This is a genomic window from Xanthomonas sp. BRIP62411, assembly GCF_003993525.1.
In the GTDB taxonomy this organism is placed as follows: Bacteria; Pseudomonadota; Gammaproteobacteria; order Xanthomonadales; family Xanthomonadaceae; genus Xanthomonas; species Xanthomonas euroxanthea.
In genome coordinates this window covers 49,621-70,182 of the sequence record NZ_QEZI01000016.1, presented here as the reverse complement: position 1 = coordinate 70,182, position 20,562 = coordinate 49,621, and the positions used below count along the sequence as shown (strand labels likewise).

Here is a 20,562-nt window from a genome sequence, read left to right as displayed (position 1 = left end):
CATCTTGCCTCCCCCCCCCCTAACACCAAGATCATATGGCCCTCGTCCATGCGGGCGTTGCCATCCCGCCTCACAACATAAATAGACTTGCTTTTGAGCAGCCAAGGCTGACGAAGCCGACTTTGGGGTTCAGCTGGGACATGGAGCAGGAGCCTGGGAACGGAGCGGCCTGGGGCCTGAGTGGAGCAATTATAGCGGCGCGCGGGGAGCGCTCTGAACCGCGCGCCGGGCAAGCAATCTCATCTTAGCGAGTCCCTCACCTGCAGCGCCGCCGATCCGGTCGATAATGCGCGCCTTCCCCCTTACCGCAGCAGGAGTTCCCATGGGTCACTGGACCACGCTCGACACCCCCGACGGCCAGGTCGCCGCCTGGCACGCCACCCCGACCTCCAGCCCGCGCGGCGGCCTGGTGGTGATCCAGGAAATCTTCGGCGTCAACGAACATATCCGCGCGGTGGCCGACGACTACGCCGCGCGCGGCTACGAAGTGCTGGCGCCGGCCTTCTTCGACCTGGAAGAGAAGGACGTACAACTACCCTACGACCAGGAGAGCCTGCAGCGCGGCCTGGCACTAGCCAATGCGGTCGGCCTGGAGCGCGCGGTGGAGGTGGTCAAATCCGCTGCCACCCTGCTCAGCCGCGCCGGCAAGGTCGGCACCGTGGGCTATTGCTGGGGCGGCTCGGTGGCGCTGCTGTCGGCGATCCGCCTGGGGCTGCCCTCGGTGAGCTATTACGGCGGCCGCAATACCCAGCTGCTGGACGAAACCCCGACCGCACCGGTGATGTTCCACTTCGGTGAGCAGGACAGCAGCATTCCGCCCGAGGCGATCCAGGCCCACCGCGAGAAGCTGCCGCAGATGGAGACCTTCGTGTATCCCACCGGCCACGCCTTCAACCGCAGCATCGACCCGAACCACTACGACGCCGACAGCGCCGAGCGCGCGCTGCAGCGCACCCTGGGCTTCTTCGAAGCGCATCTGGGATGAGCGAGGTTGCAGCAGGCATGTCCGAGGCGAGCGGCTTCCAGCTCGATGCGCGGCTGGCCGCCGACAGCGTGTTCGTCGCCGACGGACCGCTGTCGCAGGTGCGGCTGATGGACGACAGCCGCTTCCCATGGCTGCTGCTGGTGCCGCGGGTGGCCGATGCCAGCGAGTGGATCGATCTGGACGGCGGCCAGCAGCGCCTGTTGCTGGCCGAGATCAATCAGCTCTCGCAGTTGCTGCGGGTCGAGCCCGGCGTCGCCAAGCTCAATATCGGCGCGCTGGGCAACATCGTGCAGCAGTTGCATGTGCACCTGGTCGGCCGGCATCCGGGCGATGCGGCCTGGCCCGGCCCGGTCTGGGGCAGCGGCAGCGCGCAGCGCTTCGACCCCGATACGCTGCAGCAGCGTGTCGCTGCATGGGCGCAGCGGCTACGATAGGCGCCCGCCTCACAACCACCTTCCCGCATGAAATCCAATGTCGTCGCCGCACTGATCCTGATCCTCGTCGGCCTGCTGTTCCTGGCCAACAACCTGGGCTGGACCAATGTCAGTCTTGGCCGGCTGATCGCCACCTGGTGGCCGGCGGCGTTGGTTGCCTGCGGTGTGGGGATGTTGTTTGGGCGCGGCAAGTAGTCGGGAATCGGGATTGGGGAATCGTGAGAGCAGGCTTCAGGCGCTGATGATTCCCCGGTTTGCCTTGCTGTCTTGCAAGCGATTAGCCCTGATTGCGCGGCGGTGCGGGCTGGCGGCCAATTCGCCAACTGGTGCCCTGACTGGCAGTCGCCGTTGCCGACATGACGTTTGTCATTCGCACGTGTTGACTTCCGGCACCTGATCGGCAGGCGCATTGCGCGCAGCATGGCCTCCTACCTACCGAGGACGCCACCATGCACTACCGCCTGATCCCTGCCCTGTTCCTGATCACGCTGGGCACGCTGTTTCTGCTGGACAACCTCGGGCTGGCCCGTCTCGATGTGGGCAACCTGGTGTCGACCTGGTGGCCGGCGTTGCTGATCGCCGCGGGCGTGCGCCACCTGCTGCGCTACCGCGAGCGGGCGGCCGCCACCTGTTGAAGGTCGCGGCCGCACCACTGCATCAGGTGCGCGGCAGGGTCACGCCGGTCTGGCCCTGATACTTGCCGCCGCGGTCCTTGTACGAGGTCTCGCACACTTCGTCGGACTGGAAGAACAGCATCTGCGCCACGCCTTCGTTGGCGTAGATGCGCGCCGGCAGTGGCGTGGTGTTGCTGAATTCCAGCGTGACGTGGCCTTCCCACTCCGGCTCCAGCGGGGTCACGTTGACGATGATCCCGCAGCGCGCATAGGTGCTCTTGCCCAGGCACACCACCAGGGTGTCGCGCGGGATGCGGAAGTATTCCACCGTGCGTGCCAGCGCGAAGCTGTTGGGCGGGATGATGCACACATCCGATTCGATATCGACAAAGCTGCCCGGATCGAAGTGCTTGGGGTCGACGATCGTCGAGTTGATGTTGGTGAAGATCTTGAACTCGCGCGAGCAGCGCACGTCGTACCCGTAGCTGGATGTGCCGAAGCTGACGATGCGCTGGCCGGCGGCATCGTGCTTGATCTGCCCGGGCTCGAACGGCTCGATCATCGCGTGCTGTTCGGCCATGCGCTTGATCCAGCGGTCGCTCTTGATGCTCATGCGGTGTTCCTTGAAGACGGAAGGCGGCAGGCCGAGCGGCCCGCGCGAAAGGCAGCGAATTCTAGCAAGCGGCCGGCACCAGCGGCCGGCCTGCGCACTACAGCAACGACGCCGAAATCGGGATGCTGGCGCGCGGACGCTTGCCCAGCTCCTCGGAAAGCCGCGCGGCGGCAGCCAGATAGGCCCGCGCTGCCGCCGACTCCGGCGCGGCCACCACGATCGGCTGGCCGGCATCGCCCTGCTCGCGGATCGCAATCGCCAATGGCAACGACCCGAGCAAGGGCACACCGTACTGCGCGGCCATGCGCTCGCCACCGCCTTCGCCGAACAGGTGCTCGCGGTGACCACAGCTGGAGCAGGTATGCACCGCCATGTTCTCGACGATGCCAAGCACCGGCACCTCGACCTTTTCGAACATCTTCAAGGCCTTGCGCGCGTCCAGCGTGGCGATGTCCTGCGGCGTGGTGACGATCACCGCACCGGCCACCGGGATCTTCTGCGACAAGGTCAGCTGGATGTCGCCGGTGCCCGGCGGCAGGTCGATCAGCAGGTAATCCAGGTCGTCCCACAGTGTGTCGTTGAACAACTGGGTCAGCGCCGAGGTCGCCATCGGCCCGCGCCAGATCATCGGCGTGTCCTGGTCGACCAGCAAGCCGATCGACATCGCCTCGATGCCGAACGCGCGCAACGGCTCGATCGACTTGTTGTCCGGGCTGTCCGGCCGCCCGCTCAGGCCCAGCATCGCCGGCACGCTCGGCCCATAGATATCCGCGTCCAGCACGCCCACGCGTGCGCCCTGCTGACGCAGGGCCAGTGCCAGATTCACCGCCGTGGTGGATTTGCCCACCCCACCCTTGCCGGAGCCGACCGCGATCACATTGCGGATCCGCGGATGCGGCGCCAACGCGCCCTGCACCGCATGCGCGGGGATTCTGCGTTCGCCGGTCATGCGCATGCGCTCCGGGAGAGATCGATCGCCTTGCTTGAAGCGCGTTGCACCATCGTCGTCATTGTCTGCCTGATTGCTCGTGCTGGCGCCGCAGCGATGGCTGCATCGCCAGCCGCAGCGCTGGAAAGGTCGTCAGTTTACCCAGTCTGGCCATAGGCAGACGCGTTGCAAGCCGTCAGCAGCCAGGCGCGCCGCAGACTCATGCACGTGTCGACCAATGACAAATTTCACAAATGTGGACACATGATTAAGGAATTGTTACGTTCGAATTTCAGTTCAGCCAGCGCTCAGCGAGCGCGACTGTTTCGCCAAATCCCAGCGAGGAATCCGCAAGGTCATGTCGAGTCGTCTTCCGCAACACACCCAGCGTCATCGTTTGAGCACCGCGTTGTTTGCCGTGCTGGCCGCCTCTGCCGGCCACGCCGCCGCGCAGTCGGAAAGCGGAGTCGCGCCCGGCACCACCGATTTGGACAAGGTCACCGTCACCGGCTCGCGCATCGCGCGTACCGGCTTTGTCACGCCCTCGCCGGTCACTGCGATCAGCGCCGAGGAAATCCGCGCAACCGGCGCGACCACCATCAGCGACCTGATGGCGCGCATGCCCGCGCTGGCACCGAGCTACACGCTGGGCAACTCCACCCGCTTCATCGGCACCGCCGGGCTGGGCCTGCTCGACCTGCGCGGCATGGGCGTGGACCGCACGCTGGTCCTGGTCAACGGCCGCCGCCATGTTGGTTCGAGCCCGGGCTCGACCGCGGTAGACGTCAACACCATTCCGGTGGAATGGGTCGAACGCGTGGAAGTCATCACCGGTGGCGCCTCGGCCGTGTATGGCGCCGATGCGGTGGCCGGCGTGGTCAACTTCATCCTCAAGAAGAACTTCACCGGTTTCGAGACGCGTGCGCAGACCGGCCTGGCCGACGAGGGCAACTACAATCGCTCCTTCGCCAGCTTCTCGGCAGGCACCGACTTTGCGGATGGCCGCGGCAACATCGCGGTGTCCGGCGAATACAGCAAGCAGGACCGCTTCGGTCGCGGCAACCGCGCCATCGGCCGCGAATATCTGGTGTCGGTTCCGAACCCCGCGTTCGACCCGAGCCAACCGCCGAGCGAACGTAATCCGCAGAATGTGCTCAGCGGCCCGGGCGGCAATCATTCCACGTCCTACGGCGGCACCTTCAACCTGGGCACATTCGATTTCCGCAACCCGGCCAGCTATGGCAACCGCTACCTGTTCAAACAGGACGGCAGCTTCCGCCGCAATCGCTACAACGGCCCGGTGGTCAGCAATACCTCGTGCGTGGATTGCGATTTCGTCGATCTGAATGCGGTTGCCGACCTGCAGCCCGGCTTCGATCGCAAGAGCGTCAACACCATGATCAACTTCGAGATCAGCGCGAACCATCGCCTGTTCTTCGAGGGCAAGTACAGCGAGACCGATTCGGAATTCTTCGGCCAGCCGGCCTTCGACAGTTCGCTGCGCGTGCGTCGTCAGAATCCGTATGTCAGCCCCGAACTCGGTGCGCTGATGGATGCGCGCGGTGCCACCCAGATCCTGATGAACCGCTTCAACGTCGATGCCGGCCGTCGCGGCGAGAACATCGAGCGCAAGACCTACCGCGCAGTGCTCGGCGCCGAAGGCAATTTCACCGACAACTGGAGCTACGACGTGTCTGCCAACTACGGCAAGACCACGGTCGACCGCCTGAACCTCAACAACCGCATCAATGAGCGCTGGCAAGCCGGTATCGACGCCGCACGCGATGCTAGCGGCAACATCGTCTGCCGCACCACGCTGGATCCGGGCGCGATCAACCCCCACACCAACCGTGTCTATTCGGCCCTGGCGCGCGAAGGCTGCGTGCCGTTCAGTGTGTTCGGCAACGGCGCGGTGACCCCGGAAGCAGCGGCGTGGTTCAACACCACCGCGCGCTCGCAGGCCAAGATCCAGCAGACCGTGTTCAGCGCATCGGTGGCCAACAGCAACCTGCTGTCGCTGCCGGCCGGCGATATCGGGTTTGCCGGTGGCGTGGAGTACCGCAAGGAGCAGAGCGAGGAGATCACCGATCCGCTCGCAGCCTCGGGCGTGACCTTCCTCAACGCCATCCCCAATAGCGGTGGCGAGTACACCGTCAAGGAAGTCTTCGTCGAGAGCACCATTCCATTGCTCGCCGGCCTGCCGGGCGTGGACCGGTTGGCACTGGACGTGGCAGGCCGCTATTCGGACTACGACAGCATTGGCTCGACCAAGACCTGGAACGTGGGCCTGGACTGGACCATCATCCCCTCGCTGCGTCTGCGCGGCACGCTGGCACAGGCAGTGCGCGCGCCCAGCATCGGCGAGCTGTACGACTCGCAGAGCGAGAACTTCGCGACCATCAACGATCCCTGCAACTACCTGCCGACCAACACCAACCGCCCGGGCACCGCGGGCGACGTGGCATTGCGCCAGGCCAACTGCAGCGCGCTGGGCGTGCCGGTGGGCTGGATCGACACCTTCACCTCCACCCGCCCCGGCGTCAGCGGCGGCAACCCGGAGCTGAAGCCGGAGCGCGCGCGCAGCCTGTCCTATGGCCTGGTGTGGCAACCGGAGTTCTTCGAAGGCTTCGGCATGTCGATCGACTACTGGCGCATCGACCTGCAGGACGCGATCGGCACCGTGACCGCAGAGACCAATGCCACGCGTTGCGTGGACAATCCAGGTGGCATCGACAACAGCTTCTGCGGCTTCGTGCAGCGCGCCCCGCTGGGTGGATTCACCGACCCGCAGGGCCGCATCTATCCCGAGCACAGCATCATCGGCTGGCAGGCGCTCAATGAAAACCTGTCGCGCTCGCGGCGTGTGGGCGTGGATCTGGAAATGGACTACCGCTTCCAGCTCGGCGAAGGCAACACCGTGCTGCGCCTGGTCGGTACGCGCCTGATCCAGTCGCGCGAATGGGTGTTCCAGGACTTTCCGGCCGAGTACGACGAGTACGTGACCTACGTGACCGACCCGCGCTGGCGCGCGCAGTTCCAGACCAAGTACAACTGGAATGAATGGCGCGCTTCGTGGGACATGAACTACGTGGACGGCAACCTGCGCGTGACACCGGAAAGCTACAACAGCAATCCGGGCTCGGCCAGCCCGATCAGGAACGGCTCGTACACCTATCACAACTTCCAGTTCGGCTATCAGTTCCCCGGCTCGAAGATCGACGTCTACCTCGGCATCGACAACGCCTTCGACAAGGATCCGCCGCGTAACTACTTTGGCTCGGACTTCACCTCTGCGCTGTACGACAACGTCGGACGGTTCTTCTATCTGGGCACGACAGTCCGGTTTTGAGGCCTGTTGACCCCGCATCGAAAAGACCCCGTCCGGCGGGGTCTTTTTTTGCGTCATGTTTCAGCTGAACCCATTCAACCAGGCGCGACACTCTATTGAGGGGCACAGCCCGAATGCCGCATTCGGTTGATTGATTCGATGTCATGCCGCATCGCACGCACTGACAAAAATGAATACTCGTGCAGGTGACGTGTGTCCTCATTCGCATGCTAGGTGAATTGTGCGCAGATCCGCATATTCGGTGCGGATCTCACCCTTTTCATTAACGAATCATTCAAAGCGCTTGCGACCGAGCCCACAGATTCATTACGTTCGGGTTAAGGCCATCTGACTCTCCGATGACCGCCACTTCTCCCGATACCCAGCTGAAAGGTTAGGAATGAGCAATCAATTTCGTCGCCACGCCCTCAAGCGCACTGCTCTGGCAGTTGTGCTCGGCGCCTGTCTCGCCAACGGTGCGGTCTACGCACAGAGCACGACCGGCAGCATCTACGGTAGCGCTCCCTCGGAAGCCGGTAGCACCATCGTCGTGCAGAGCGACACCGGCCTCAGCCGCACGATCACCATCGACGCCAATGGCCGTTACAACCTCGGCTCGTTGCCGGTCGGCGCTTACACCGTGACCTTGAAGCGTGGCGATCAGGTCGTCGACACCCGCAAGAACGTGCAGTTGCGCGTCGGATCAGGCACTGAGGTCTCGTTTGCTGGCGCAGCTGCCTCTGGCGGAAATGCCGATGCAACCACGCTAGGGGCAATCACCGTCACCGCCGCCAATGCACCGAAGATCGACGTGAGCTCCACCAGCTCGCGTTCGGTAATCACGTCCGAACAGCTGGCAACCCTGCCGCTGGGCCGTAGTGCCGAAGCGATTGCGTTGTTGGCGCCGGGTGCGGTGGCCGGCAGTGGCGCTTTCAATAATGGTTCGCGCTCCGTCGTGTCCTTCGGAGGCTCGGGGGTTACCGAAAACGCGTACTACATCAACGGCTTCAACGTCAGCAATCCGCTGAGCAATCTGGGCGGCGTCAGCTTGCCCTACGGCGCCATCGACCAGCAGGAAACCTATACGGGTGGCTACAGCGCCAAATATGGTCGCTCCACTGGTGGCGTGATCAACCAGCTCGGCAAGCGCGGCACCAATGAGTGGCATTTTGGCGCACAGGCCATCTGGGAACCGGAATCCCTCGCCAGCTCGACAGGCGATGTCTGGTTTCCCAACAACACCTTGCCCGCCGGCTATGGGTACACCAACCGCACGCAGCCGGGCACTCTCTACCGCAGCGGCAAGGACAGCACTCAGACACGTACTGTCTATAGCGCCTATGCGGGCGGCCCGTTGATTGAAGACAAGCTGTTCATTTTTGTCGCCGGCGAAACCGACAAGACCGATGGCGTCTTTACCAATGCCAGAACCAGCTCCATTCAGGGACAAAACAACTACGGCTACAGCTCTCCCAAGTTTTACGGAAAGCTGGACTGGAACATCAACGATAGCAATATTTTAGAGTACACCCGCGTCCAGAACACCGATCGACGCGGCGGTTACTACTCCGCTTTTAACTATACAGACCTCTCCACCGGCGCCGCGACTGGGGTGTTCCCGGACACCTACAAGACCAACGATGCCTACGACATCTTCAAGTACACCGGATATCTCACGGACGACTTGACACTAAATGCGACGTGGGGACGTAGCACCCAGCACAATCGTCAATACAACCCGTACATTTCGGAACTCCCGTTCCTGGATGGCGTTGCGGATCAGGACCCGGCAATTATCGGCACGACGCCCATCCGCAATGACCAGGCGACCAATCGCGCCAAGGCCGAAGATCCGATCAACAAGACCAGAAGCCTGCGTCTTGAACTTAACTACCGGCTGGGCGATCACGACCTGACTGCCGGCGTCGACAATATGTATTTCAACGCATATGACGAGGGAGTACGAACCACCGGCCCGGGCTACCAGTGGATTTACGGCCGGCAGGACAATCCTGCCGCCGGCATCAACCCGGAATTGGGTGTCGGCGCACCCGGAGGACAGGGCTACTACGCGCAGCGCCGTATTTTCACGACAACGACAAGCATGGCGGTCGAGCAGAAGGCCTATTATCTGGAAGACCGGTGGCAAGTTAGCGACAACTGGCTGCTGACGCTGGGTATCCGCAATGACAAGTTCACCAATTTCAACAGCGATCATGTCGCCTATGTGGACAGTGGCGATCAATGGGCTCCACGCATTGGCGCGAGCTGGGACGTCTTCGGTGATTCGTCGCTCAAGGTATTCGCAAATCTGGGCCGCTATTACCTTGCCCTGCCCAACAGCGTGGCGATTCGTGGCGCATCCGCGTCTACCTATACCGATGAATACTTCACCTACACCGGTATCGACGCCAACGGCGAGCCCACCGGCCTGGGAGCAATTGGCCCTGGCCCCGTATCGAGCAATGGCGAGTATGGGCAGGCACCAGATCCGAATGCGTTCGCCCCAAGCGACCTGAAATCACAGTACCAGGACGAAATCATCCTTGGCTTTGAGAAGACCCTTGGCGAGAGCTGGAACTCCGGCGCAAAGGTTACGTATCGCAAGCTTCAAAGCGCTATCGACGATGTCTGCGATCCGGGCAAGATGTCCGACAAGCTGACCGCTTCCGGCGGAGATGTTAGTAGCGTCAGCATTCCTGGTTGCGTGATGTTCAATCCTGGCCAGACCAACACCTACAATCTCGCCAACGTCGACGGCTCCGGCTATACGCAGCTGCGCATGAGTCAGTCGGACTGGGGATTCACCGATAAGGCACGTCGCAATTACGTTGCCGTTGACCTTTTCCTGGAACATCCCTTCGATGAAAAATGGTATGGCCGCATCGACTACACCTGGTCGCACAGCTATGGGAACACCGAGGGTCAGGTAAAGTCCGACATCGGCCAGTCCGATGTATCCAAGACTCAGGACTGGGATGCTGCAGAGCTGATGTATTACGCCGGTGGCAGCCTGGCAAACGATCGCCGTCACCAGCTCAAGGCATTCGGTGCCTATCAGATCTCGCCGGAGTGGATGGCCTCTGCGACGCTGCGTGTCATGTCCGGCACTCCGATCTCCTGCCTGGGGTATTTCGGTGCCAATGAGGGCAATCCGATCGGCTATGGCTCCGCTTACCACTATTGCGGCGGACAGCCATCGCCTCCTGGCGATGCAGGCCGCACGCCATGGATCAAGAATCTCGATCTCGGCATTGCCTACCGGCCGTCCTTTGCTGACCATAAGCTGGCACTCGGGGTACAGGTGTTCAATGTCTTGAACGATCGGTCTGTCAATCGGGTTGAGAGCCGGTACAACACCGCTCCATACACGGTTCGCAATACCTACGGCATTGGCACCGAAGCCTACAACTACAACACGCCGCGCTTTGTCCGTCTGACCGCGTCATACGACTTCTGATCGCAGGAACCTGAGCGCCGCCATGGCGCTTCCGGAACAGAAACCACTTGAAAAAGGCCCTGGTTCCCAGGGCCTTTTTTATCCATTACCGAAAAGTCATGGCAATCACCCCGCGTGCTGGTCAATCACCAAAATCACCCGCACAGCATTATGTCCAGGCATACCGCTGAGTCCGCCTATCCCTGATTGTGTTCCGGACCCGCACAGATACCAGCCGGGAATCGTGCCGCGGCAGATGCTTCGTCTCGGCAGTGGGCGTGCGCGAACAATTGATTGATGCCGATGGCGCCGTTCGCGCTCGATAATCACCTCCAAGCAACTCGCAGCGCTGCTGCTTGGCCGTGGCGATCGCACTGCTGGCATAAGATACGGGGCAGGCAGTGGCGCGTTCAGTAACAACTCGAGCTCGGCGATATCCTTCGGCGGCTCCAAGTCATCGAGACGCCTACTACATCAATGGCGTGAGACTCACTAATCGGCTTAAAGTCCTCGATCGGCCTTTTTTTATGCCCGTTATGACGGGAGTTTCCCCGATTTCTGATCGCAAGAGGAACGGAGATGTCGTCACGACATCTCTGACAGATTTAACATTACTCTAGAGTCCAGTTGTTCAAACCTCTTTTGAGGTTTGAGATACTGATCAGCAGCAGAGTCGCTTCGGCGGGTGCAGCCCGACATCGCACCCCGCGCTCCCGAACCACTACAGGCATACCGGTCTGTAGCGAAGCAGACGGCGAGCGATGACTTCGAGATCCGCAGATCTTTGGCAGCTAGACCTGCGGACGTGAGCAAAAGCCTCACGTGGAGGCACCACGATAATCGAAGTGGGAGGCGCTGTACCGGTGTAGAAGAACTTGTAACGCTGGCCCTGAAGTTGCCTTATCTAACGCCTTACAGGTGTCCATCCAAAATCCCACAGAAGTTCGGGCTCAGTTGTCTCGCACGGAAAGCGCCGGATCAGATCACACGCCTCCTCTTCTGTGAAAGGCGCACTGCTTGTCAGCGAATAAGTTACCGATGTATCGTTCTGAATGTTGCACGATCCTCCACCCGGCGGACAAATGACTTCACTACTGCATCCCCCCTTAATCGTCAAACGATATGGCGCAGAGGTATCCCCTCCTTCCCATCGGGCATTATTGCAAAAGTACGCCTGCTGACCAACAGGCACGCCCTCGGCAGTAAAATAGACGTAATTGATCGAGTTCTTGCGGGCAGCATGAACGTCTGCTCCAGCACATCCAAGGACAATCAACAACGCAGCAGAAGTAATCTTCACCTGACATCTCCTTGTGAGTGAAATTCGCTCAATTACTGCGAGCTCACGCCATTATTATCATCTCTTAAATTAGATTTAGGATGAATTTCACATTTTGCAACATAAAGCAGTAAAATTATTTAATTTTCCAAAGGAGTGTCTGCTTCAAACCACCTCTTCCTGGCAGCGGACGGAATCAACGCATCCCAGCAAAACCTCAACCACTCAGTATCACCCGCGCCGCATTATGCCCAGGCGCTCCGGTCACCCCGCCGCCGGGATGCGTGCCCGACCCGCACAGATAGAGTCCGGGCATCGCGCCGCGATAGGCGCCCTGCCCCAGCATCGGGCGTGCGCTGAAGAGTTGGTTGAGGCTGAGGGCGCCGTGAAAGATATCGCCCCCGATCAATCCGAAGATACGCTCCAGATCGAGCGGACTGAGGATCTGCCGGCCCACCACCGAGGCGGCGAATCCAGGCGCGTAGCGCTCGACCGTGGCGATCATCAGGTCGGCGACCTCTTCGCGATGATCGTCCCAGCGCCGGCCATCCGGCAGTTGCGGTGCTGCGTGCTGGCAAAACAGGCTGGCCACATGTTGTCCGGGCGGTGCCAGGGTGTCGTCCAGGGTGCTGGGAATCAACAGTTCGACCACTGGTTCGCGCGACCATCCCGAGATGCGCGCGTCCTGCCAGGCGCGATCCATGTAGTCCAGGCTCGGGGCCAGGATGATGCCGGCGGTCAGATGATCGCCCGTGCCCGGCAACGCAGTGAAATCCGGTAGCCGCGAGAGCGCGACATTCATGCGGAACGTGCCCGATCCGCAGCGGTAATGCGCCATGCGTTCACGTGTTGCCGCAGGGACATCTTCTGGCTGCATCAAGCGTTGATACAGCAGTTTCGGATTGACGTTGGCGACCACATGGTAGGCGCGAATCGTGTCGCCCTTTGCAGTCACCACACCGACCGCACGCCCCCGCTCCACCAGCACACGTTCCACCGCGCAGCCGGTACGAATGCTCGCACCAGATGCGCGCGCACTGGCGGCCATCGCCTGGGTGATGGCACCCATGCCGCCGATGGCGTGGCCCCAGGCACCTTTCACGCCGTTGCTTTGCCCGAATACATGGTGCAACAACACGTAGGCCGTGCCCGGTGTGTAGGGGCTGGCGTAATTGCCGACGATGCCGTCGAAGCCGAAAAGTGCCTTGATCGGCGCGCTATCGAACCAGCGATCCAGATACTCGGCGGCCGAGATGGTGAACAGGTCGAGCAGCTCCTGCCGCAACGCGAGCGGCAATCCCTGCAGCTGCACCCCGAGCTTGCCTGCGCGCCATAGCTGCGGCAACGCGCGCAACCATCCACCATCGCTGACATCCGGCGGTGGTTGCAATGCCAGCGCACGCAGGACATCGGCCAGTTGCTCCAGATGCGCTTCGTAGGCAGGCAGCGCAGCTGCATCACGTGCGGAGAACTTGCCGACTTCCACAGCCGTGCGCCCCGCGCCGGCCAGCAGGTACTCGCCATTGGGCAGCGGCAGGAAGTTGTTGAGGCGACGCGCGACCACGCGCAGGCCATGTTGCTCCAGGGCGAGGTCTGCGATGACCTTGGGCTGCAGCAACGACACCGTGTACGCCGCCACCGAGTTGCGAAACCCCGGGTGGAATTCTTCGGTGACAGCCGCGCCGCCAACCACGTCTCGCGCTTCCAGCACCAGCACCCGCTTGCCGGCCTTGGCCAGATAGGCGGCGCAGACCAGGCCGTTGTGGCCGGCGCCGATGATCAGTGCGTCCAACGGTTCGGAGGAGGCAGGCATGCGCTTGTATATAGCACCGCCTGCGCAGCCAGGCCATTCGGGCAGCAGTGGCCATTTCGATCTCTGTCTGCCCGCTGGCCAGCGACATCGACGGTCAGGCCAGACGACCAGGCATACGCCGCGGAATCGGCACATCAGGAACGCGAAACGCCCGCCTGCCGCTGTGCACAGCCCCTGCGCAGCACTGTCGCCGATCCGGCAACCTCGGGCTAGCCCCTCTACACACGCCGCACCCATGACCTTCGACACCATGCCATCCGGCTGGCGAGGCGTAGAGTGCCGGCCACAGCCCCGGCGACGGGGCGTCCCACATCTGCTCCTGGAGCCCTTTGTGATTCGTACACCTCATTTGTTGACCTTGTCCCTGGCCGTGGCCGCCGCCTTGAGCGGTTGCAAGAAATCCGAAGACGCCGCGCCGGCCGCGCCCGCGGCCAATACCGCCGCAACCACCCAGACGGCACCCAAGACCCTGACCCTGGACCAGAGCAAGCTGCCGGCCGTGAACCAGTTCACCTCCGCCGATCTGGACCCCAACGGCAATGCCTGCACGGATTTGAATGCCTACGCCAACGCCAAGTTTTTGGCCGCCAACCCGGTGCCGGGCGATCGCACCAGCTGGGGCGCGTTCGAGATGCTCGACGAGCGCTCCAATGCGATCCAGCAGCAGCTGGTCGAACAGGCCGCGGCCGCCACCGGCGCCACCGGCGTGGAAAAGATCGTCGGCGACCTGTGGTCCACCGGCATGGACGAGGCCAAGATCAATGCCCAGGGCATCGAGCCGCTGAAGCCGGAACTGGCCGCGATCGACGCCATCAGCGACCAGGCCAAGCTGGTCGACTATCTGCGCAGCAGCGCGGCCAAGGGCAACAACGAGCTGTTCGGCTTCGGCGCCGAGGCGGATTTCAAGAAGTCCAGCCAAAACATCGCCTATGCCATGCAGGGTGGGCTGGGTCTGCCGGACCCGGAGTACTACACCAGCGCCGCCAACAAGGCCAAGCTGGAGGCCTACCAGGCGCACGTGGCCAAGGTGCTGAAACTGTCCGGCGTGGCCGCGGCCGATGCCGCCGCGCAGGCCAAGCAGGTGGTCGCGTTCGAAACCCGTCTGGCTAAGGTCTCCAAGACCAGCACCCAGATGTCGCGCGATGCGTCACTGGCCTACAACCCGATCTCGCCGGCCGATGCCGACAAGCTGACGCCCAACTGGTCGTGGACGGAGTTCTTCAAGTCGCAGGGCGTCCCCACGCCGGAGATGTTCTCGCTGGCGATCCCGGCCTTCCACCAGGAAGTGAGCAAGATGATCGCCGACACCGATCCGGCGATCTGGCGTGCCTACCTGCGCTTCCACACCGTCGATGGCGCCTCGCCGTTCCTGAGCCAGCCGTTCGTCGATGAGAACTTCGCGTTCTACAACCAGACCCTGCGCGGGCAGAAGCAAATCAAGCCGCGCTGGAAGCGCGTGCTGGCCACCATCAACAGCCAGACCGGCGAAGCGCTGGGCCAGATGTACGTCAAGGTCGCCTTCCCGGCCGATTCCAAGGCCAAGATGGAAACCCTGGTGACCAATCTGCGCACTGCGCTGAAGGCCCGCATCGAAAAGCTGGACTGGATGAGCCCGGAGACCAAGACCAAGGCGATCGCCAAGTGGGAGAGCTTCACGCCCAAGATCGGCTACCCGGAAAAGTGGCGCGAGTGGAACGGCTTGACCACCAGCCGCGACAGCTACCTGGGCAACGTGATGGCCGCGTCCGAGTACAACTACAAGTGGAACCTGTCCAAGATCGGCAAGCCGGTGGACAAGACCGAATGGGGCATGAGCCCGCAGACGGTCAACGCCTACTACAACCCGCTGCAGAACGAGATCGTGTTCCCGGCCGCGATCCTGCAGCCGCCGTTCTTCGACCCGAATGCGCCGGAGGAAATGAACTACGGCGGCATCGGTGCGGTGATCGGGCATGAGATGACCCACGGCTACGACGACCAGGGCAGCCGCTTCGGTGCCGACGGCAACTTCATCGCCGATCCGGGCTGGTGGACGCAGAAGGACCTGGACGCGTTCAAGGCGCGCACCGGCAAGCTGGTCGCGCAGTTCGACGGCTATCGCACCCCGGCCGGCGACAAGGTCAAGGGCGACCTGACCCTGGGCGAAAACATCGCCGACCTGGGCGGCCTCAACACCGCCTACGACGCGATGAAGACCGCCACCGCCGGCAAGGACGATCCCAAGACCGACGGCATCACCCGTGACCAGCGCTTCTTCCTCAACTGGGCCACGGTGTGGCGCCGCAACTTCACCCCGGAAGAACTGGTGGTGCGCCTGAAGACCGATCCGCATGCACCGGCCAACTTCCGCGCCATCGGCGCCCCGTCGAACATGCCGGCGTTTGCCGCCGCGTTCTCGTGCAAGGCCGGCGATCCGATGGTGCGCCAGGGCGACAAGCAGGTGGTGATCTGGTAATTGCACGGTAGCTGCAAACAACGGGGGCGGCGATCGAGAGATCGTCGCCCCTTTTGTTTTGCGGCAGTGGAATGTGATGCCGCCAAGATCGCGCGCTACGCCTGCAGGTGGCAGATTCAAGACGTGCATCGCGCATCGGACGCGGCTTGCTGCAGGTGGCGCAACTTACGCAGCCGCGTCTTTTTGCGTCTCCCCCTGCCATTTACGCCCTCAGGCGGCCTGCCGCGGCGCACCCTTGTTCCTTTTTCGGGCCATGCCATCGGGCATCGGTGCCCCACCCCTCGTCGCCTTCAAAACAAGTCTCAATAAAGCTCAAGCCTGCGTGCCGGCACGGCAGCGCCCGCCTATCCTCGGCGCTCCTTCCTGCCCATTTCCGCCATGTCAGCCATCAAGACCTCCACACTCGCCCTCAGCCTGCTGATCGCACTGGCCGGCTGCAAGCGCGCATCCGACGACGGCAGCGCCACGAAGACGCCGGACGCGCTGGCGCCTGCGGCGACCCTCGCCCCATCCAAGTCGGCGCTGGACATCGGCGAACTGGATCCGACAACAAGCGCATGCCAGGACCTGGACAACTTCGTCAACGAAAAATGGCGCAAGGCCAACCCGATACCGGCAGATCGCACCAGTTGGGGCGTCAGCGACATCCTGACTGAACAAAGCGAACTCGTGCAGCGTGACATCGCTGAAGCCGCAGCCAAGCAAGCAGGCGCACAGGCCGATCCGGTGGCCCGCAAGATCGGCATGCTGTATGCGTCGGGCATGGACGAGGCCGCGATCGAGGCTGCGGGTGACCAACCGATCCGTCGGCAACTGGAAGCCATCGCCGCGCTGACCTCCGGCAGGCAGGTCGCCGATTACATCACCGGCCGCTACGCAGAGGGCGACGCGCAAGTCTTCTACTTCGGCGCCGGCGCCGATTTCCACACGGCGGACATGCAGATCGCCTTCGCCACCGAGGGCGGCCTGGGTTTGCCGACCAAGGAGTACTACAGCGCCGCCGAGTACGCGCCCATCCGTGCGGCGTATCTGGACTACATCGCCAAGTCGCTCGAACTCACCGGCATTGCCAAAGACCCAGCGCGTGCGCAAGCCAACGACGTGCTTGCGCTGGAAACGCGCCTGGCGGCTGCTACGTTGAGCCGGGTCGAGGCACGTCAACCGCAGAATCAGTATCACTTCGTCAGCCTGGCCGAAGCGGACAAACTGACGCCACACTTCTCCTGGACGCGCTTCTTCGCCGCCCAGGGCGTGGACGCAGGGTCCGGCTTCTCGCTGTCGCATCCGCGCTTCTTCGCAGAGTTCGACCGCCAGCTCGCCAGCGCTCCGATCGCGCAGTGGCAGGCCTACCTGCGCTTCCATACCATCGACGATGCATCCGGCGACCTCAGCAAGCCCTTCGCCGACAACAACTTTGCGTTCTACGGCAAGACGCTGCACGGGCAACCGGAACAGGAACCCCGCTGGAAGCGCGTGCTGCGCAGGGTCAATACCAGCATGGGCGAAGGCCTGGGCCAGCTGTATGTGGCCAGGATGTTCACCCCCGAAGCCAAGCAGCGCGCCAGCGAGCTGGTGGACAACATTCGCGCTGCGCTCAAGGTGCGTATCGAACACGTCGACTGGATGAGCGCGCAGACCAAGGCCAAGGCCCTGGCCAAGTGGCAAACCTTCCAGCCGAAGATCGGCTATCCCGATACCTGGCGCGACTGGTCCGGGCTGGAGATCGTTCCCGGCGCGTACCACCGCAATCTGCAGACGGCGGCCACATTCAACTATCGCTACGACATCGCCCAGATCGGCAAGCCGACCGACCGCACCCGTTGGGCGATGACCCCGCAGACCGTCAACGCCTACTACGACCCCAGCGCCAACTCCATCAACTTCCCGGCAGGCATCCTGCAGCCACCGTTCTTCGACCCCAAGGCCGACGATGCCCTCAACTATGGCGGTATCGGTGCAACGATCGGGCATGAAGCCATGCACGGCTTCGACGACCAGGGCAGCCAGTTCGATGGTGCGGGCAACAACGTGAACTGGTGGACGCCACAGGATCGCAAGGTATTCGAGCAGCGGGCCGATGCCCTGGTTCGACAGTTCGATGCCTACGCTCCACTGCCCGACCACCCCGACCTGCACGTCAATGGCAAGCTCACCCTTGGCGAAAACATCGCCGATCTGGGCGGCACCAATGTCGCCTACGACGCGCTACAGGCGGCATTGCGGGCGCATCCCGAGCGGGCGGCCGCCATCGATGGCTACACCCCGGATCAACGCTTTTTCCTGGGGTTTGCGCTCAGCTGGCGCGGGCAAATGCGTGAGAAGCAGCAACTGGTCGATCTGGCAAGCAACCTGCATGCCCCCGACAACCTGCGCGCGAACGCCTCGCCGTCCAACATGCCGCAGTTCGCCCACGCCTTCGCCTGCAAGCCCGGCGATGCGATGGTGCGCCCGGACAAGGACCGCGTGGTGATCTGGTAACCGGCTGCAAGCGCTTCCACCTACCCACCACCGACCGCACAGGCCCGCACACGCGGGCCTGTCGCGTTCACGCAAACGCCCAGCAGCGGAGACGAACGGCAGCGGGCACATGCCTGCGCAGCACGCAGCCTTGCTAAACTCCGCCGACTTCAATCTGGCCACCCGTCTTCTCGATGCCCACCATTCGTCCGCTTGCCCTCGCTCTTGGCTTCAGCCTGATCACGCTGCTGTCCGCCCCCGACGCCGACGCCGCTCGCAAGAAGAAGGCTGCCCCCAAGGCCCCGGCCGTCTCGGCGGCCTGCACCAACTTCTACGATTACGCCAACGCCGGCTGGCTGAAGGCCAACCCGATGCCGCAGGCGGGTGCCGTCACCGCACTGGGCCAGTTGTCCGAGCGCGCGCTGCAGCAGCAACGCGACTTGCTGGATGCGTCGATGAAGGCACCGCAGGGCAACGTGCAGAAACTGCTCGGCGACTTCTGGGCCAGCGGCCTGGATGAGGCCGCCGTGGAAAAAGACGGCTCCAATCCGATCGCCCCGTTGCTGTCGCGCATCGATGCGATCAAGAAGGCCAAGGATGTGCCCGCTTCCATCGCCGCACTGCACCAGGTCGGCATCCCGGTCGGCTTCAACTTCGGCCCGGACGTGGACCTGAAGGCGCTCGACCGCCACATCGGCTACTTCATGCAGGGCGGCATGGGCCTGCCCGACCCGGCCTTCTACACCCGTACCGATGCCGACACCCAGGCGCTGATGGGCCGCTACCGCGCCTACGTCAAGCAGATCCTGGCGCTCACCGGCACCGCCGCCGACAAGCTCGACGCCGATGCCGCCTCGGTGCTGCAGATCGAGACCGCGCTGGCACGCAGCGCACAGTCGGTGCAGGGCATCAACAACCCGTTCAACAACTACGCCCCGATCGCCACCAAGGAGCTGACCAAGCAGTACAAGAACCTGCGCCTGGCCGACTTCCTGGAAGCGCAGGGCGTCAAGGACGACCTGGTGTCGATGGCCGACCCGGCCATGTTCAAGCAGCTCGACAGCATGATCGTCAGCATCAAGCCGGAACAGTGGAAGGCCTATCTGCGCTGGCGCGTGGGCGATGCGATGGCGCCGTACCTGTCCAAGAGCTTCCACGATGCCGAATACCAGTTCCGCGGCCGTCTGCTGCGTGGCGATGCCCTGCCGCCGCAGCGCTGGCAGCAGGTGCTGGACGCGATCAACATCGCCGCCGGCCCGATGCTCGGCCGCGAATACGTGGCGCGCTATCTGAGCAGCGACACGCGCCGCCAGGCCGAAGCCATCGCCGACCAGATGCGCGACGCGCAGCTGGCCGCGCTGGAGCGCACCGGCTGGGGCAACGGTGAGGTAGTGGCCGAAGCCAAGGCCAAGCTGTCGGCGATGAAGATCGAAGTCGGCGCGCCGCGTCGCGATCTGGATTACACCGTGCAGCCGATGGGCCGCGGCAGCTTCGGCGGCAACATGCTGATCGCCTCGACCTGGCGCCACCGCGAGGAGATGAAGCGCATCGGCAAGGGCAACGCCGACCGTCGTTGGGATGTGCTGCCGCAGCAGCCGGCAGTGGCCTACGACATCGCGCAGAACCGCCTGATCATCACTGCCGCCGTGCTGCAGCCGCCGGTGCTCACCGCCGGCAGCACGCCGGCCGCGCAGTACGGCGCCTACGGCGCGCTGGTCGCCCACGAAATCACCCGTGCCATCGACGCCAAGGGTTCGCTGGTGGATGCCAAGGGCGAATTGCGCAGTTGGTGGACGCCGGCCGAAAAGACCAGCTGGACCCTGCTGACCGGCAAGGTGGCCGAGCAGTTTGGCGCCTACCCGTATCCGGGCGTGCCCAACGTCAAGGTCAACGGCGCGCAGACCGCCGAAGAAAACCTGGCGGATCTGGCCGGTATCGAACTGGCCTGGCAGGCCTTCAGCAAGGCACAGCCCGCCGCCACCGAGGCCGACAAGCAGGCCTTCTTCACCGCCTGGGCCGGCTTGTGGGCCCAGCAGCTGTCGCCAAACGAAGCGGTACAGCGCGCCAGCGCCGACATCCGTGCACCGGGCCAGTGGCGCACCAACGGCCCGCTGTCCAACCTGCCGGAATTCGGTGCCGCCTTCAGCTGCAAGGCCGGCCAGCCGATGCAGCGCGTGGATGCCGAGCAGTTGAAGATCTGGCGCTGATTCAGGCGCC

12 protein-coding genes are annotated in these 20,562 nt (G+C 63.2%); 9 read left to right on the top strand and 3 right to left on the bottom strand.

From position 1 onward, the window contains the following. Positions 1-322 precede the first annotated feature (322 nt). The 4 genes from EO139_RS13190 to EO139_RS13175 all read left to right on the top strand — a co-directional run bounded on the left by EO139_RS13190 (position 323) and on the right by EO139_RS13175 (position 2,054). Positions 323-985: a dienelactone hydrolase family protein gene (locus EO139_RS13190; protein ID WP_104648033.1), complete on the top strand. Its 663-nt coding sequence runs from the start codon at positions 323-325 to the stop codon at positions 983-985. Continuing rightward, complete coding sequence (locus EO139_RS13185; protein WP_119128514.1) at positions 982-1,419, top strand: HIT family protein; 438 nt, start codon at positions 982-984, stop codon at positions 1,417-1,419. The genes EO139_RS13190 and EO139_RS13185 overlap by 4 nt, the downstream gene beginning before the upstream one ends. Before the next feature lie 27 nt (positions 1,420-1,446). Further along, the gene (locus tag EO139_RS13180; RefSeq protein WP_006452352.1) at positions 1,447-1,614 is read left to right on the top strand and encodes a DUF5668 domain-containing protein; all 168 of its coding nucleotides are present in this window, start codon (positions 1,447-1,449) and stop codon (positions 1,612-1,614) included. A 254-nt stretch (positions 1,615-1,868) separates the two neighbouring features. Continuing rightward, positions 1,869-2,054, top strand: coding sequence for a DUF5668 domain-containing protein (locus EO139_RS13175; RefSeq protein WP_115677557.1), 186 nt, complete (start codon positions 1,869-1,871; stop codon positions 2,052-2,054). Between the two features lie 22 nt (positions 2,055-2,076). Here EO139_RS13175 and dcd read toward each other — a convergent pair whose 3' ends face one another. Together dcd and apbC are read right to left on the bottom strand one after the other, a co-directional pair. After that, positions 2,077-2,646 (bottom strand): dCTP deaminase, encoded by a 570-nt coding sequence (gene dcd, locus EO139_RS13170; RefSeq protein WP_010366727.1) that lies wholly within the window; start codon positions 2,644-2,646, stop codon positions 2,077-2,079. A 97-nt stretch (positions 2,647-2,743) separates the two neighbouring features. Continuing rightward, on the bottom strand, positions 2,744-3,595 hold the full coding sequence (gene apbC, locus EO139_RS13160; RefSeq protein WP_104581933.1) for an iron-sulfur cluster carrier protein ApbC: 852 nt from the start codon (positions 3,593-3,595) through the stop codon (positions 2,744-2,746). Between the two features lie 337 nt (positions 3,596-3,932). On the opposite strand from apbC, the gene EO139_RS13155 reads away from it, so the two are divergent. After that, a complete protein-coding gene (locus EO139_RS13155) occupies positions 3,933-6,923 on the top strand; it encodes a TonB-dependent receptor (protein WP_126970997.1) in 2,991 nt (996 codons plus the stop codon). A gap of 379 nt (positions 6,924-7,302) precedes the next feature. Then, complete coding sequence (locus EO139_RS13150; RefSeq protein WP_126970995.1) at positions 7,303-10,362, top strand: TonB-dependent receptor; 3,060 nt, start codon at positions 7,303-7,305, stop codon at positions 10,360-10,362. 1,475 nt (positions 10,363-11,837) lie between these two features. Here EO139_RS13150 and EO139_RS13140 read toward each other — a convergent pair. Beyond that, positions 11,838-13,433, bottom strand: a complete 1,596-nt coding sequence (locus tag EO139_RS13140; RefSeq protein WP_126970993.1) for an NAD(P)/FAD-dependent oxidoreductase — start codon at positions 13,431-13,433, stop codon at positions 11,838-11,840. A gap of 352 nt (positions 13,434-13,785) precedes the next feature. Here EO139_RS13140 and EO139_RS13135 point away from each other — a divergent pair, with 352 nt between their 5' ends. The 3 genes from EO139_RS13135 to EO139_RS13125 all read left to right on the top strand — a co-directional run bounded on the left by EO139_RS13135 (position 13,786) and on the right by EO139_RS13125 (position 20,552). After that, positions 13,786-15,888 carry a M13-type metalloendopeptidase gene (locus tag EO139_RS13135; protein ID WP_164739866.1) on the top strand — a complete coding sequence of 701 codons (2,103 nt, stop codon included), beginning with the start codon at positions 13,786-13,788 and terminating at the stop codon, positions 15,886-15,888. A 378-nt stretch (positions 15,889-16,266) separates the two neighbouring features. After that, positions 16,267-18,366, top strand: coding sequence for a M13 family metallopeptidase (locus EO139_RS13130; protein ID WP_126970991.1), 2,100 nt, complete (start codon positions 16,267-16,269; stop codon positions 18,364-18,366). A gap of 173 nt (positions 18,367-18,539) precedes the next feature. Then, entirely contained in the window at positions 18,540-20,552 is a 2,013-nt protein-coding gene (locus EO139_RS13125) for a M13 family metallopeptidase (protein ID WP_126943693.1), read from the top strand. Positions 20,553-20,562 lie beyond the last annotated feature (10 nt).